Source organism: Oerskovia jenensis (assembly GCF_016907235.1).
Lineage (GTDB): Bacteria > Actinomycetota > Actinomycetes > Actinomycetales > Cellulomonadaceae > Oerskovia > Oerskovia jenensis.
Genome location: NZ_JAFBBO010000001.1, coordinates 3346126 through 3362069, shown reverse-complemented (window position 1 = coordinate 3362069; position 15944 = coordinate 3346126). Strand labels below are relative to the sequence as shown.

Below are 15944 nucleotides of genomic sequence, written 5' to 3'. Positions count from 1 at the left end.
GCGCAGCGAACTTGTGGGACGTAAGTGCAGCGACCGTTCGGGTCCGTCGACGTCACCAGAAGACCGGACGGTCGCACCGGTACCACCGTCTCACCGAGAGCGGGAAGGACACGATGGCACGCAGCGATTCACCCCGGGTCGACCGTCGTGGCGACACGCCCGCCCGGCACCGCCTCCTCCTGGTCACCCACCACTACGCCCCGGAGACCGGCGCCCCTCAACGACGCTGGGGATCTCTGGTCGCGCGGCTCGTCGGATCGGGTGTCGACGTGAGCGTGCTCGCTCCCCCGCCCCACTATCCCGGCGGGACGCTCGCCCCGGGCCACGAGGACCTCCGTCCAGGGACCGTCTCCACGGGAGCGCACGGCGAGCGGATCGTCCGCGTCCGCTATCGGGAGCACGGCCCCTCGCTGGTCTCCCGGACCGCCGACCACCTCGTGGCCGCGCTGAGCTCCGTAGCGCTCGGATGGCGACACCTCCGAGGCCGCGACGTCCGGCCCACGATCGTCGTGGGGACCGTGCCCGGGATCCCGAGCATGTTCGCGGCGTGGCTGCTGGCACGGATGTTCCGCGCCTCCCTGGTGGTCGAGATGCGCGACGCCTGGCCGGACCTCATCCGCCCCAGCGGGATCCTCACCGGCTCGCTCGCGGACCGCAGGACCTGGCGCGCGCTCGCGACGACGTTCGCCCACCGTGTCATCACGAGGCTGCAGTCCCGCGCCGACCTGGTCGTGACCACGACCGAGACCTTCGCCGACGTCGTCCGCGCCCGCGGAGCACGTGACGTCGCGGTCGTGCGCAACGGCACGGCCTTCACGTCCATCGAGCCGACCGTGGACCGCGCGTCCCCCGGTCTCGCGCCGCGACCGTTCCGCGCCGTCTACGCGGGCACGCTCGGGCGCTCGCAGGGGCTCGACGTCGTGGTCCGCGCAGCGGCTCTCGTCGCGGCCCGTGGGCTGGCCATCGAGGTCAGGCTCGTCGGTGCCGGCAGCGAGGCCGGTCGGCTCGACCAGCTGGCCCGGTCGCTGGGCGCGCCCGTCACGGTGGCCCCCAGCGTCCCGCACGAGGAGATCGTCGCCCTGTACGCGTGGTCCGACACCCTGGTGGTCTCGCTGCGCGACTGGGAGCCCTTCCAGTGGACCGTGCCGTCCAAGCTCTACGAGGTCATGGCGTCCGGACGCCACGTCACGGCGTGCATCGCGGGCGAGGCGGCCGAGCTGGTCCTGGCCCTCGAGGCCGGTGACGTCGTGCCACCCGGGGACGTCGACGCGCTGGCGGACCTCTGGGCACGCTTCGCCGCCGGGGGCACCCCCGTCGCGGGTCGCGCCGCGGGCACCTGGGTCGCGGCGCACGCGAACGACGACGTCCTCGCAGGGTCCTACCTCGCTCTGCTCGACGGGCTCGCCCGATGAGCCGCCCTCCCGCTCTGCGCGAGCTCGCGCGCAACGTCCGTCTCGTCACGTCCTTCGGGTCGCGCGCGCTCCTCGACGACCCCGTCTGGCTCCTGATCCAGGCCGCACGACGCTCCTCGCCGACCGTGCGCGCGGCCGCGGTCCGGGTGCTGGGCCTGGCCGCGTCGCCGTCGGCCCCCCGGGCGCTCGCGTCCCTCCTCGCGGGAGACTCGCCGGGTGCCGCACGCGAAGCGTCCCGCCTGCTCGAGTCGTCGGGCGGGCGGTCGCGGATCGGCTCCGAGGTGGCCGTCGCCGTCGGGCGCCCCGACCTGCTGGACGGCATCGCCTCCCCCGGCCCGGCGGGCCTGCGCGCCCACTGGGCACGGGGCGACGTCACCGCGCTCCGCGCCGCGCACGCGACGGGCCGGGCCGAGCGGCGCGTCCTGAGGAACCTCCTGGGCCAGGTCGGTGCGCTCGAGACTCGGCCACGGGTCCGGCCTCGCCTGCCCGCCCCCGTCAGCCCGACGGCGCAGCTCACGGTGCTGCACCATCTCACCAACTCGTTGCCCCACACGCAGAGCGGGTACACCCTGCGCAGCCACGCGATCCTGACCGCGCAGCAGGGCTCGGGGGTGAGGGTCGAGGCGACCACCCGCCCGGGCTACCCCGTGACCATCGGGACGCTGGGCGCGCGCGGGGTCGACGTCGTCGACGGGGTCACCTACCGGCGGCTGATCCCGCGGCGCCTCGCGAACGATCCCGCCCGACGCTTCACGGACGCGACCGACCTGCTCGTCCGGTGCGCCGAGCAGCTCGGACCCGACCTCCTGCACACCACGACCCCGGGGATCACCACGGGCGAGGTGACCCGCGCAGCGGCCCTGCGCCTGGGCCTCCCGTGGGTCTACGAGGTCCGCGGGCTGCCCGAGGAGACCTGGGTCGCCTCGCACGCGACGCCCGCCGCCCGCGCCACCGCGGAGCGCTCCGAGCGACGGACGCTGCTCCGCGCGAAGGAGACCGAGCTCGCGATCTCGGCCGACGCCGTCGTGACGCTGAGCGCGACCCTGCGCGACGAGCTGGTCTCGCGCGGCGTCCCCCCGGAGCGGATCACGGTCGTGCCGAACGCCGTGAGCTCGTCGCTCCTGTCCGAGCACCCCGAGCCCGCCGCGGCGCGGGCGTCGCTGGGGCTGCCCGAGGCGTCCTTCGTCGTCGGGTCCGTGAGCAGCCTCGTCGGATACGAGGGGCACGCCACGATCCTGCGGACCGTCGCGCTGCTCCGGCGGCGCGGCCTCGACGTGTCGGCGCTGATCGTCGGCGACGGGGTCTGCCGTCCTGACCTCGTCCGCCTCGCCGACGACCTGGACCTGGGTCGGTACGCCGTCCTCCCGGGCCGGGTCCCGCGCGAGCAGGCGCCGCGGTACACGGCCGCGCTCGACGTCCTCCTCGTGCCGCGCCGCGACGATCGGGTCACCCGGCTGGTCACGCCCCTCAAGCCCGTCGAGGCCATGGCGATCGGCAGACCGGTGGTGGCCAGCGACCTGCCGGCCCTGGCCGAGGTGCTCGACGCCCCGCGCGGGGGTCTGCTCGTCGACCCCGACGACGTCGCCGGCTGGGCCGACGCCGTCGAGGCCCTCCACGACGACCGCGCGCTCTACCGACGACTCGTCGCGACCGGACGATCGGTCGCGCGCGAACGCACCTGGGAGAGAGCGGCCGACACCTATGACCACGTCTACCGCACGTGCGGAGGAGGCTCCGCATGAGCGCCGGACCGGGCACGGACCACGCGGTCCACGCGCTGCCCGCCGTGGACCAGCCGTCGGGACCGCCCGACGGGACCGGGGCGCGCGTCGAGATCGTCGCGGCGGGTCGGCTCGCACGGGTGGGTTCTCGCCCCCCTCTGGGGCGCTACCTCTCGTCGCTGTGGGACCGTCGCCACTTCCTCTGGGCCGACGCGCGGGCCAAGGTCACGAGCGGGACGCGCGAGACGGTCCTGGGCGCGGCCTGGCTCGTCCTGAAGCCGGTGCTCGACGGCCTGGCCTACTTCCTCCTCTTCGGGCTGCTCATGAGCTCGAGCCGCGGGATCCCCAACTTCCTCGGGTACCTGATCGTCGGCGTGTTCCTCTTCTCCTTCACGACCCAGTGCGTCACCTCGGGGGCGGCCTCGATACTCAACGGACGCAACCTCGTGCGGGCCTTCTCGTTCCCCCGCGCAGCCCTGCCGATCGCGGTGGTCCTGAGGGAAGCGCTCGCCATGATCCCGACCCTCGTCGCGATGGTCGCCCTGATCCTCGTCCTGCCCCCGGTGGAGAACCTGACCTGGAGGGTGGCCCTGACCCCCGCCGTCCTGGTCCTGCAGGGCGTCTTCTGCACCGGGCTGGCCCTGCTCCTGGCCCGCATCACCGCGGGGTTCCCCGACATGAAGCTCATCATCGGTCTCTCGATGCGGTTCTGGCTGTACGGGTCGGCCGTGTTCTTCTCGTTCGAGAAGCTCGTCGAGCACCCGGGCCTCGTCACCGTCCTGCAGGCGAACCCCATGTTCATGGTGCTCGACATGGTGCGCGACTGCTTGCTGTACGGGGTGACCCCGGCCGGTGGCACGTGGCTGGCCCTGAGCGCGTGGGCCTTCGGCACGCTCGTCGTCGGCCTCCTCGTCTTCTGGCAGGCCGAGGAGTCGTACGGCCGTGCCTGACCCCTTCGCCGACGCCGCCGCGACCGTGACCGTCGCCGTCCAGGACGTCCACGTGCGGTACCGCGTCCCCTCGACCGACACCTCCGACCGGCGACGCGCGAAGGGCTGGTCCCACGCTGCACGGACCCTGCTGGGAAGGCCGCCCGTGGTCATCGTCCGGGCCCTGTCCGACATCTCGTTCGTCGCGAGGTCCGGCGAGCAGATCGGCATCGTCGGACAGAACGGATCCGGCAAGAGCACCCTGCTGCGGGTCATCGCGGGCCTCGAGCGGCCCGCTCGCGGCCAGGTCCTCGCGGAGAGCGACCCGGTGCTCATCGGCGTCAACGCGGCACTGGTCCCGGACCTGTCGGGGACGCAGAACGTGCGGCTCGGCTGCCTGGCCATGGGACTCACGCCCGAGGAGACGGACCTCGCGGCTCCCGACGTCACGAGCCTCGCCGGCCTCGGTCCGTCCATCCACCTCCCGATGAAGTCGTACTCGTCGGGCATGGCCTCCCGGCTGCGCTTCGCCATCGCCACCGCCACCAACCCGAACATCCTCCTGATCGACGAGGCCCTCGCCACCGGTGACGCCGCGTTCAAGGAACGCAGCGAGGTCCGCATGCAGCGGCTGCGCGACAACGCCGGGACGGTGTTCCTGGTGAGCCACGCGGCTCAGACCGTCGAGGAGACCTGTACGCGAGCGATCTGGCTGGACCACGGGCGTCTCGTCCTCGACGGTCCCGCCGAGGACGTCGCCCTGCGCTACCGCAAGTGGGCCTGGGCGATCGCCAAGGACAGACCGAAGGAAGCCAGATCGATCATCGACGACGCGTTCGCACGACGCGAGCAGACCGTCGTCACGATCGAAGAGCCACCGGGGAAGTTCTACGCGCCCCGCCACGTACGAGGGCAGCGGAAGAGCGCCCGCGACACAACAGAGAGCAGGTAGCGGTGCGCCCCCGCATCATGACCGTCTACGGGACCCGGCCAGAAGCCATCAAGGTCGCCCCGGTCATCAAGGCCCTCGAGGCCAGTGAGGACTTCGAGAGCGTCACTGTCGTCACCGGGCAGCACCGCGAGATGCTCGACCAGGTGAACGAGCTCTTCGCGATCACGCCCGACCACGACCTGGACATCTTCGAGCACGGTGCGACGCTCGTGCAGATCTTCGCGCGGGTCATCGAACGCCTCGACCCGGTGCTGGAGACGGCGAAGCCGGCGGCAGTGATCGTCCAGGGCGATACCTCCACGTCGACAGCCGCCGCCCTTGCCGCCTTCTACCGTCAGATCCCGGTCGTCCACCTCGAGGCCGGACTCCGAAGCGGCGACACCTCGTCGCCGTTCCCCGAGGAGGCGAACCGGAGGATCACGACCCAGATCGCTGCACTCCACCTTGCCCCGACCGAGACGAGCCGGGCCAACTTGCTGGCCGAGGGAGTAGACGACTCGACGATCGTGGTCACGGGGAACACCGTGATCGATGCCTTGCTCATGACCGTCGGGAGGCAGCTCCCGTTCAGTGATCCGCACCTCGAGGATCTCGCCGCCTCCGGCCGACGCATCCTGCTCGTCACGACCCATCGTCGTGAGAGCTGGGGCGAAGCGATGGAAGGTGTCGGTCGCGCGCTGGCACAGATCGCGCGCGCCTTTCCCGACGTCGAGATCGTACTCCCGGCGCACCGGAACCCCGTGGTGCGCGAGGCCGTCATTCCTCGGCTCGCAGGACTCCCGAACGTGATGGTGACCGAACCGCTTCCCTACGGTGAGTTCGCCCGGCTCATGTCGTTGAGCACGGTCATCCTCACGGACTCCGGCGGGGTGCAGGAAGAAGGGCCCAGCCTCGGAAAGCCAGTTCTCGTCATGCGTGACAACACGGAACGTCCCGAGGCCGTCGACGCCGGGGGCGTCCGACTGATCGGCACCGAGGAGGGACGCATCGTGACGGAGACGTTCAAGCTACTGCGCGCCGACGACCTCGCAGGCATCACCCCGAACATCAGTCCGTACGGAGACGGGAACAGTGCCCGGTCCGTTGTCAGTGCCCTTCATCGAGCACTGCGGGTGGCCCCTGCTCTCCTGCTCGAGAAGGGGCGCCCTCTGTGAAGGTCGTCATCGCCGGAACGGGCTACGTCGGTATTTCCAATGCGGTGGTCCTCGCACAACATCACGACGTCGTCGCAGTCGACATCGACCCCGGCAAGGTCGATGCCGTCAACCGCCGTGAGTCTCCGATCGCTGACCCCGAACTCGAGGAATACCTGCGAGAGGGCTCACTCTCCTTGACCGCGACGACCGACGGGCCGACGGCGTTCGCCTCTGCAGAACTTGTCGTCGTCGCGACACCGACGGACTACGATCCGGACGCGAACTACTTCGACACGTCAACTGTCGAGTCCGTGGTCGCCCAGGTGTGCGCCGCAAATCCGCATGCCCTGATCGTCATCAAGTCCACCGTCCCGGTCGGGTTCACCAAACGCCTCCGCGATCGCCACCCCGGATCGGTGATCATCTTCTCGCCGGAGTTCTTGCGGGAGGGACGCGCACTCTACGACAACCTCCACCCCTCGCGGATCGTCGTCGGCGATCAGGGCGAGCACGGCAAGCTCTTTGCCGACCTCATGGTCGAAGGCGCCCTCGACAAGGATGTCCCGGTACGACTCACCGACGCCACCGAGGCTGAGGCGATCAAGCTCTTCGCCAACACCTATCTCGCCCTGCGTGTCGCCTACTTCAATGAGCTGGACACGTATGCCGCGACACACGGGCTCAGTACCTCTCAGATCATCGACGGGGTGAGCCTGGATCCCCGCATCGGCACGCACTACAACAACCCGTCATTCGGCTACGGTGGCTACTGTCTCCCCAAGGACAGCCGTCAGCTCCTTGCGAACTATCAGGACGTGCCTCAGAACCTCATCGCTGCAGTCGTCGAAGCGAACACGACGCGCAAGGACTTCATCGCGGCGGACATTCTCACCCGGGAGCCGAAGGTCGTCGGAATGTTCCGCCTCATCATGAAGTCCGGATCAGACAACTTCCGGGCGTCGTCGATCCAAGGCGTCATGAAGCGGTTGAAGGCCAAGGGTGTCGAGGTCATCGTCTACGAGCCCAGTCTCGAGACACCGGAGTTCTTCCGATCTGAGGTCGTGAGCGACCTGGACGACTTCAAGCGCCGTGCGGACGTGATCGTCACGAACCGGCGGTCGTCCGCGCTGGACGAGGTCAGTGAGAAGGTCTATACCCGAGACATCTTTGGTCGGGACTAGGACGTGACTCCCTCAGGCCGACCTCGTCCGGCGTTCGCCGACTCTTGCGGGGATCACGACCTTGGTCCCGCGTCGACGCAGTATCGCGCGGTTGCCGCAGAGGAGCGACCCTTGGCCGAGCGCAGCACCGGGCGTCGTGCTGGGCCGACCGGACCCGTTCCTCGGAGCCCTGATGTCGCCGAGCAACAGTCAGGGCGCGCTCGTCGCGCGTTGGTGAGCCCGGTTGATCGCGAAGTGCACCGCTACCCGTCCGATCGATGTCACCGACCGTGTCGGCCTCGGCCCAGAGCTGGCAGGATGCAGTCCCAAGGTGCTGTTGCCGGAGAGCTTCTTGTGCTGCTTCGACACCGACTGCCATGGCCCGAACGGCTCGCGGGGCAGTCACACCACGTGACCCGGGCCCGATACCCGAGCACAGTCCCCTCCAGGACCGCGCGGCGATCACCGAACGGGCGCCCCGCCCGGCCCGTCAGGACCGGACGCGAATCTGCTGCCCGATCGTTCGAGCCCAGGACTTCGTCACAACCGAAGGAGCCGCACGGGCGGACCCCGCACCGCGCCCACTATCACTTGCCTCAGCCCAGGTCGTCCGGCACTCCCCCGAGAAACCGCTCCACCGTCTGCGCGATGACGACATCAGGTCGTACCCGACGTACGTACTCATGGTCGACAGCAGGCGCCCAGAAGAAGTGGTGCTCCCGGAAGAACCTTGTGAACCACCAGTTCAGGCGGGCAGAACGCGCCGGATCCCCGAAGTAGCTGTTACCGAAGACAACGACCTTCTTCGGGATAGGCGCATGCTCGTTCTGCCACACACGATGCATACCCAGCCAGCGGTTCTCCCCGGCGGGCGGGTCCGAGCTCTCGACGAGGTCAACGCCGGATCCAAGGTGCTCGAGGAGACGAGAGCGTGGGACGAGGTCTGTCTCACCGATGTCCGTGCCGAAGAAGCGACGGCTGAGGTCGCCACGATGAGACTCGGTGGACTCGAGCGGGATCTCAGGTAGCACGGACGCCAGATCAGCTCTCTCCAGAAGCGCCGTGAAAAGCTTGAGCGCCCCTGCGGTAGAGACGTGTGTGTCCAGTCGCAGCCACGAGCGCCCCGCTGCAGCTCCTCGACCGAGCACCTCGAGGCCGCTCAGATATGACGGATCGTCGGCCAGACGCTCGTCGAGGCGCTCCAGCACGACCGTCACCCCCTCCAGCTCCGGAATGCCGCTGTCGAGTGAGCTCGACTTCTCCGGGACGATCAGCTGCAGGAACTGCGCGCCACTCTCCCCGCATCGCTTCTCGCGATCCCTGACAAGCCTGCACCACTTGTCGACCTCTTGTTCGACCCGCTGCTCCTCAGCAAGCGTGCCCGGGCGACGGTACCGACGAGCAAGAAAGTTCGAACCCTTGAGCAGGAAGAGGTGACCATCTCGCCCTATCGCACCACTCCCGTCGGTACTGCGGGAACCGAGCGGGAACGGAACACGAGAGACTTCCACGGGACCAGGCGGATACGACTGCTCAAGAAGACCGTGGCCCCCTTCTCGCAGCCGCTCGACGGTGCTCGTGTGGATAGCCGCCTCGGACTCCAGCAACCCTCGCGCAAGCTCGATCCGGACGCCCTCCACGGAAACTCCCACTGAGCCAGACGTCAACGCGCCAGGCCACAGAGGGGCACAACTTAGCGTGAAGCTTCGGCAGGTCAGCCCGATCTTCGACGCGACGTCTCGTCGCTCCTGCCCGATCAGTCCCCGTGCCACTGGGGCACCATCCAGGTGAAGGATGACCTGCGGATCCTCCTCGTCGGTCGCCAACCACCCCGAAAGCTCGCAACGATCAGCCGAGATCGTCTCGACATACCCCCGCACGCTGTCGCGGATCATCGCGCCGAGTCGAGCATCAGGCGATGTGAGTGCTCGCGGGTTTCGGAGCTCTCGACGACTCGCGCCTTCGGCAGCGGCTCAGGACTCACTGACCTCCATGTGGCGAGGATCGACGCCGTCGCCTCGACGAGCTGCTCGGCACGCCGCGTGAACGAGTGTGCTCGACGAATCTCCTCGGAGATCCTCGCCAGTTCGCCTGGCGGAGGAAAGAGCTGGTCACTCCCCGGAGCGCACAGCTCACCGAGCTCGGACGGCGTCGTGTACGTCTGGACGGCACCGCGGAACACGTCGGCGATACCTTCGACCTCGTCGGAGATGACGTAGCAGCCTGCAGCGACGGCGTCGAACAATCGATTCTGGATGAACCCCTCATCGGCCATCACTTCCCAGTGGTCAGCGAGGACTCGATGGGCACCCCGATAGTAGCTGGCCAGCTCGTGGTTCTCGACGTACTCACCGAGGTGGACGCCCTCTGGGAGCCTGCCGGCCCAACCCGGCCCGTAGACGCCGAGCGGAACACGGGCAGCGAGCGCGTCGTTGACGACCGGCCGTTCCCGGCCGACGTGGATACCGCCCACGAAGAGGACAGCGTCCAACAAGCGCGGTGCAGCTGTTTCATTGAAACGCGCCACGTCGGTGGCTTGGAGTAGCGGCAGCACGTCGCGACCCGAGAGCTCCGTCATCTTTCGACTCCAGGAGAGCGACGCCGCAAAGACGAGGTCGAACTCGCGGATCTCCTCGACGGACACAGCTTCCGGATGGCTGATGACCCACAGAATGTTCACCTGGCCTGGCATTGGGCGGACCCGGTCCAAGCCTCGGATCACGAGGTTGACGTCGTCGTGCGCCGTGCACGGTGCTGTGTGCGACCCGTGTCGATGGACAACAGCAGCCTGCCCCGTTGCCACGAGCGCAGCCCGCAGGGACTCACCGAAGTGGGTGTCACCCCACATGTCGCCCCTCGCACCTGGGATGCTCGCAATCTTGATTCCCCAGCGAAGCGCACTCCCGCCACGCCGGTCGCGAACGACGACAGGCTTGGGGCCGGGGACCTCACGGCCGTCGGTACCGACTGCGGCGACGGAGAAACCCGTCGACCGATACAGGTGTTCCTGAGGAGAAGGTAGCCGTCCACGCCACCTCTGCAGGAAGATCCTTCGATTCTCGAGGACGTTCGTCCCTCGGCCAGCCGACTTGCTCTCAAGGTGCGTCACGACCGCCGAAGGCACCAGCGCAAAATGTCCCCCAAGGATCTGCCTGGCACGCAGGCACAGATCGACGTCTTCCATGCCGTTTACGAAGATCGGGTCAAACCCTCCCAGTTGGCGAATGTCTTCTGACCGCATGACCAGCGCCGCCGCAGTCACTGCATCGAACGCTTGGTCCGCAAGAGGAAGCGCGTCTGCAGGCGGGTGCCCGGTTAGGAGGTGGCAGGGCAGGGAGTCGCGAGCGGGAAACACGGTCCCGGCCGTCTGGATGGTCTCGTCTGCGTAGACCAAGAGCGGCTGAACGCCGAGGACCGCTGGGTCGGCCATCCTCTCCATCAGCTCACGCAAGGCTCCTGCTCGAACGACGGTGTCGTTGTTGAGAAAGAGCACCAACTCACCGGAGGCGGACGCAGCGCCGACGTTGCATCCGATCGCGAAGTTCAGGTTGCGAGGCAGTCGGTTGTACCGGACCCGCACGTCCGTTCCGAGGTTCGCGAGGATCGCCTGGCCGAACTCGAGCCGGGAACCGTTGTCGATGACCACGACCTCGACATCCAGCCCGGACGCGTCGGCGTCGGCCAGCACGCTGGTGACAGCGGCTATCGTCATGGCGCTGTCGTTGTACGTAGGGACCACAACGGTCAGTCGGCCCTTGACAGTCTCGCAGGCGGCACCCCAACTTACCCAGTGCCTTCCCAGCACCACCCACTGCCAATGCTCCGACTCGCGAACGGTAATCCTGTCCACCGAGTCTTCGGAATGGTCGTACGCGCACCCGATGAAGGGAAGCAGCTTGGGCTCGAAGATCGTTGCGACCTTGATTGCGAAATCATGATCTACCCATCGGCGCAGTGACTCGTCGAAACGAATTCCAGCACCCAGCACGTCTTTCCGGACGACAAGAACGTTGAGATCGATATGATTCAACATGAGCAGGTGCTCTCGACCCCCGACGAATGCCCGGTAGCGCACATCCGCGTCGGTCTTTGCGTGCACTGCAACCGCAGCATAGGCCGCAAGAAGATTGTCTCGACGCATTGCGAGGAGTGAGGTTCGCAGGAAGTGCTCCACCCATTGATTGTCACTGTCAAGAAAAGCGACATATTCTCCGGAAGCCTGGTCGAGCCCGCTGTTCCGGGCCGCCGACACCCCGCCTCCCGAGCCTCGAATGAGGCGAACTCGTTCATCGAAGTCGGCGATCTCGGAGATCACTTCCCAAGTCTCGTCCGAGGACCCGTCATCGACGACCAGCAGTTCCCAGTTGGTGTGGGTCTGCGCTTGAATCGACGCGATGGCCTCTTGCACCACGCGCGCGCGGTTCTTCACAGGCATCACCACCGAGACAAGCGGGAGCTCATCCTCGAGCGAATGGATCTGCCTCAGCCAGACTCGCTCCGCCGCGTCGTCCCACCCGGACTGTTCCCTTGGACCCGTGAGCTTCTTAGCTGCATGGACGCCGCGTGCGTGCTCGACCAAGGTATCGCGCACGGACATGACCCGCCCGCTGTATGTCGCGGCCTCCGGGGACTCCACCTTCCATGTGGGATCCTCTCGATCCATGTCCAGAAACGCCCCGAGGACACCGCCCGGGTGGAGCATGGCTGCCTGCTTGTGGACGCCGGACTTGACGGGATCGAACAAGACACTGAGTGGCCGCTCGAGGGCGATGTCCGTTCGGAGATAGTCGAGCATCGGACGAGCATCCCCACCCAAGATCGCCTTCTTGGCCACCTTGGGCAGGAAGGAGAGATCGAGCAGGGGCGTCGGTGAGATCTCCTTCGTGGCACCGAGACTCAAGAAGTGCGAAGCAGCATCCGCCTCGCGATCGAACCTGCTGTTGGTAACCGCCGCGTAGTGGTCAGCGTCGAAGATTCTCGACTCGAGCAGCAAACTCGCCTGTGGGTGATTCTTCCAGGAACTTCTGTTGTTCTGCTCGGCGACCACGGGCTCTGGCATGTCTTCGACTGCAGGGCGCGCAACTCCAGCCAGGTCGAGGCGGGCGTCCAGTCGGGAGTTCCAGATCGACGCACGCTTGTGGTTTGCAACTGACAGCCGTTCAAGGCGAATCAGCACCCGATACATTCCTTGCATGGACGTGCGGACGAGAAACCCGATCGTCGAGATGCCACCAAGAGCGAGGAGAGCCGCCGCAAGGCTCTGAAGTCGCGTACCGGGTGAAGCAAAGACCAGAAGCGCACCGAAGAGCACGGTGGCGGCGCCGGCCAGAACGGCGCACCGGAGGTTATTGTTCATCAATCCAGAGTCCTTTGTTGTCTTGTGCCCGGGAGCGATTCGACGCGACGACGTCAGGGCGACCAAGAGGAGGCGAGCCCTCGGGTGTCTATGAGCGACTCAAGGTGCCGCAGACGCGAGGCGGACGACCGGAAGACCGCGTGATCGACGAGCAGGATCGTCGTGTCCGCGACCTCGAGGGCGAGCTCGAGGTCGACGAGTTCGACGTTGTCCAGCGATTTCAATTCCGACGGAAGGTCATCGATGTGCGGCTCGACCACCACCACTCGGGCTCGTGGCATGGTCTCTGCGATCTCTCGGACGATCGCGACGGCAGGGGACTCGCGCAGGTCGTCGATGTCCGCCTTGAAGGCAAGCCCGAGGGCGGCAACCGTCGGACGGTCCAGATGGGAGACGCGACGCGTGGTCTTCTCGACTACCCATCGGGGTCGGGCGTCGTTGACCTCCCGCGCCGTGCGGATGAGGCGCGCATCCTCCGGTGCCGTGTCCACGATGAACCAGGGATCCACCGCGATGCAATGTCCCCCGACACCGGGCCCCGGCTTCAAGATGTTCACGCGAGGGTGATGGTTCGCAAGATCGATCAGTTCCCAGACGTCGATGCCGAGGTTGTCGCTGATCATCGAGAGCTCGTTGGCGAACGCGATGTTCACGTCGCGGAACGAGTTCTCGACGAGCTTGGCCATCTCCGCCGTGACTGCGTTCGTCAGGTGGATCTCGCCCTGGCAGAACAGCTGGTAGAGGTCTCGAGCACGCTCGGCGGCCTCGGTCGTCAGACCGCCGACGATCCGGTCGTTCGTCACGAGCTCGATCATGACTCGGCCTGGGAGGACGCGCTCAGGGCAGTGCGCAACATGGATGTTCGGACGGTCACCCGAACCGTCCAGGCTCAGGTCCGGACGGGCCTCGAGAATCCAGTCCGCCATCCGCTGCGTCGTGCCGGGGGGAGACGTCGACTCGAGGATCAGAAGCTCACCACCCTGCAGATGGGGGGCGATCGCCTGAGCGGCGGCCCGGACATAGGACAGGTCTGGCCTTCTGTCGTCCGTGAAGGGCGTCGGGACCGCCACGATGAAGGCATCAGCGGGCGACGGCACGAGCGCTGCTCTGAGCTTGCCCTGCGTCACCGCGCCCGCGACGTACGTCGCGAGGTCGGGCTCGACGAACGGTACATCGCCACGATTGACGGCGTCGACGGTCCGCTGGTTGATGTCGACGCCCAGGACACTGACGTCTTGCGACGCAAGGATCGCTGCTGTAGGGAGACCGATGTATCCCAGTCCGATCACCGCTACCGCGCTGATACCCATGGTGATTCGTTCTCCTTGATCAGACCAGGACGTGCGAGTCCGCACGTCCGTAGAACTCGACACGACCGCTCGCCAGCAGCTCGGCGTCGGACACCGTCCAGGTGTGCGCGCCGGCCCCGGAGCGCACCTGGACGAAGTTGAAACGGTCGGCCGAGTAGACGTGCGCTCCCGCGTCCACGACGTCCCGCAGGAACGCGGTGTCCTCGCCGCGACCCACGTCGCGGAAGGGCGTCGCCGCCGCCAGGCCGCGCTCGACGACGATCGTCGGCCCCATCACCCGGTCGGTGAAGCGGTGCTCCCGGTCCTCGAAGCGCAGCAGCGTGGCGTCCAGCCCCTCGACGTACATGTAGTGAGCCTGCTTGCCGACGACCTCCGCGCCGCTGTAGGCCATCGCGTACAGCTGGTCCGAGAGGTACTGCGCCCCGTAGAGGTCGTCGTCGTCCATCTTGGCGACGACGTCGCCGTCGGCTGCGGCGACGAGCCGGTTGAGACACCCACCGAGCGAGACGTCGGAGCCTGCGGAAAGGAGCACGAGGTCCTCTATGCCCGCGACCGCGGCGTCACCCCGCACCGCCTTCTCGTCGACCTCGAACCCGTGGGTCAGCAGCGCGAGCTGGACCGGCACGCCACGCTGTCCACCGATCGTCCGCAGGGCGTGCCCGAGCCGGTGCGGGCGGTTGGTCGAGAGCAGGACCGTCACCGTGGGTCGTCGGACCGCGGCGGTCTCCGCGAGGCCGACGCGGTGCAGCACGTCCTGCACCCGGTGCCCGTACGTGTGCCCGTCCCAGATCCTGCGCTGTCCGAGGTGCGTCGCGCGATCCCGGAGCTCTGCGGAGCGGACGAGCGCACGGACCGTGTCGGCGGCCTCCGCGCGGTCGCCGACGACGAACACCTCGTCGGCCGGGAAGACGTCGCCGATCGCACGGCTCGGCGTCGTCACCACCGGCGTCCCGCACGCCGTGATCTCGAAGACCCTGCGAGCGCACATGCTCGGCGAGTCGACGATCGAGTTCACGTTGAGGAACACCTTGTACTCGCGGTACGCCGTGAGCATCCGCTCGTAGTCCAACGACCCCACGACACGGCCTGCCAGGGGCTCCGGAAACTGGTACTTCTCGTCCCCGCCCCGGAAGCGGGAGAAGATCTCCAGGCCGTGCTCCATGCGCGGGGAGGCGTCGAGCGCACCTCCCAGCAGCAGGTCCATCTGCTCGCGCCGCTCCGGGTACTTGTGGGCGAAGTACATCCCGGCGAAGGCGACGTCGCGTCCCGGGCCCCGCCCGTGGGCCCGCACGGGGTTGTGGATCGCGGGCTGCGCGGCGAAGGTCAGGACGCTCACGCGGTCGTGCCCGAGACGACTCACGTAGTCGGGCACCCGAGCGACGTCGGTCGTGCAGACCTGGTCGAACAACGCTGCGGTGTCGAGGAACTCCTCGAAGTGGACCGGGTCCTCCTTGTTCCAGAAGACCGTCGGGATCCCGTGCTCACGGCAGTAGGACACGAGCTCCACGAGCTCGGGGCGCGGTGCCGACGCACCCGTCAGGTGGAACTGCCAGGCGCCGCGGTTGCCGTTCCAGGCGGACTCGACGAAGAGCAGGTCGACGGGGTCGGTGCTCAGCACCTTGCGCCAGGACGACGGTTCGAGCAGGACCTGATCCCACTCGAACTCGAACGCGAGCCGAGAGAAGTCGTCGAGGATCACCCCGACCCGCAGGTCCGGCCGCGAGGGCGGACGGTCCCCCAGGTTCCAGGGGTCGAACGTCAGTCCGTCCCTGCCGAGGTACCCGCCGCGACCACCGCGGGCGTTCCCGGGCCCCGGGTCCCGCCGGTGCAGGAAGGTCCTGAGCTGGGAGATTCCACCGTGCCGAAGGTGCCAGAGCGCTCGGCGCACTGCGCGGAGCCCTCCTCCGCTGCGAGAAGTCACGACTGCCCATCCTGGTTCGTACCGACAAGGGCACCTGGAACCGGCGT

At 67.8% G+C, this 15944-nt stretch carries 10 protein-coding genes; 6 read left to right on the top strand and 4 right to left on the bottom strand.

All coding sequences use genetic code 11. The features are described 5' to 3' along the window. The first annotated feature begins 113 nt into the window (after positions 1-113). The 6 genes from JOD49_RS15075 to JOD49_RS15050 are packed head-to-tail and all read left to right on the top strand — an operon-like array spanning position 114 to position 7331. Entirely contained in the window at positions 114-1412 is a 1299-nt protein-coding gene (locus JOD49_RS15075) for a glycosyltransferase family 4 protein (protein WP_205307889.1), read from the top strand. After that, positions 1409-3154 carry a glycosyltransferase family 4 protein gene (locus JOD49_RS15070; protein WP_205307888.1) on the top strand — a complete coding sequence of 582 codons (1746 nt, stop codon included), beginning with the start codon at positions 1409-1411 and terminating at the stop codon, positions 3152-3154. Before JOD49_RS15075 ends, JOD49_RS15070 begins: the two co-directional genes overlap by 4 nt. Continuing rightward, complete coding sequence (locus JOD49_RS15065; protein ID WP_205307887.1) at positions 3151-4083, top strand: ABC transporter permease; 933 nt, start codon at positions 3151-3153, stop codon at positions 4081-4083. Before JOD49_RS15070 ends, JOD49_RS15065 begins: the two co-directional genes overlap by 4 nt. Then, a complete protein-coding gene (locus JOD49_RS15060) occupies positions 4076-5014 on the top strand; it encodes an ABC transporter ATP-binding protein (RefSeq protein ID WP_205307886.1) in 939 nt (312 codons plus the stop codon). The genes JOD49_RS15065 and JOD49_RS15060 overlap by 8 nt, the downstream gene beginning before the upstream one ends. A 17-nt stretch (positions 5015-5031) precedes the next feature. Further along, a complete protein-coding gene (wecB, locus tag JOD49_RS15055; RefSeq protein WP_205307885.1) occupies positions 5032-6168 on the top strand; it encodes a non-hydrolyzing UDP-N-acetylglucosamine 2-epimerase in 1137 nt (378 codons plus the stop codon). Further along, positions 6165-7331, top strand: coding sequence for a nucleotide sugar dehydrogenase (locus JOD49_RS15050; protein WP_205307884.1), 1167 nt, complete (start codon positions 6165-6167; stop codon positions 7329-7331). The genes wecB and JOD49_RS15050 overlap by 4 nt, the downstream gene beginning before the upstream one ends. Positions 7332-7906: 575 nt before the next feature. Here the strand turns inward: JOD49_RS15050 and JOD49_RS15045 are convergent. Genes JOD49_RS15045 through JOD49_RS15030 form a run of 4 tightly spaced genes read right to left on the bottom strand, consistent with a single transcriptional unit; the run spans position 7907 to position 15897 of the window. Then, positions 7907-9205 carry an alginate O-acetyltransferase AlgX-related protein gene (locus tag JOD49_RS15045; RefSeq protein WP_205307883.1) on the bottom strand — a complete coding sequence of 433 codons (1299 nt, stop codon included), beginning with the start codon at positions 9203-9205 and terminating at the stop codon, positions 7907-7909. Further along, positions 9202-12666 carry a glycosyltransferase gene (locus tag JOD49_RS15040; RefSeq protein ID WP_205307882.1) on the bottom strand — a complete coding sequence of 1155 codons (3465 nt, stop codon included), beginning with the start codon at positions 12664-12666 and terminating at the stop codon, positions 9202-9204. The genes JOD49_RS15045 and JOD49_RS15040 overlap by 4 nt, the downstream gene beginning before the upstream one ends. A gap of 53 nt (positions 12667-12719) precedes the next feature. Continuing rightward, positions 12720-13976 (bottom strand): UDP-N-acetyl-D-mannosamine dehydrogenase, encoded by a 1257-nt coding sequence (gene wecC, locus JOD49_RS15035; RefSeq protein WP_205307881.1) that lies wholly within the window; start codon positions 13974-13976, stop codon positions 12720-12722. Between the two features lie 19 nt (positions 13977-13995). Further along, positions 13996-15897, bottom strand: a complete 1902-nt coding sequence (locus JOD49_RS15030; RefSeq protein ID WP_205307880.1) for a glycosyltransferase — start codon at positions 15895-15897, stop codon at positions 13996-13998. Between the last annotated feature and the right edge of the window lie 47 nt (positions 15898-15944).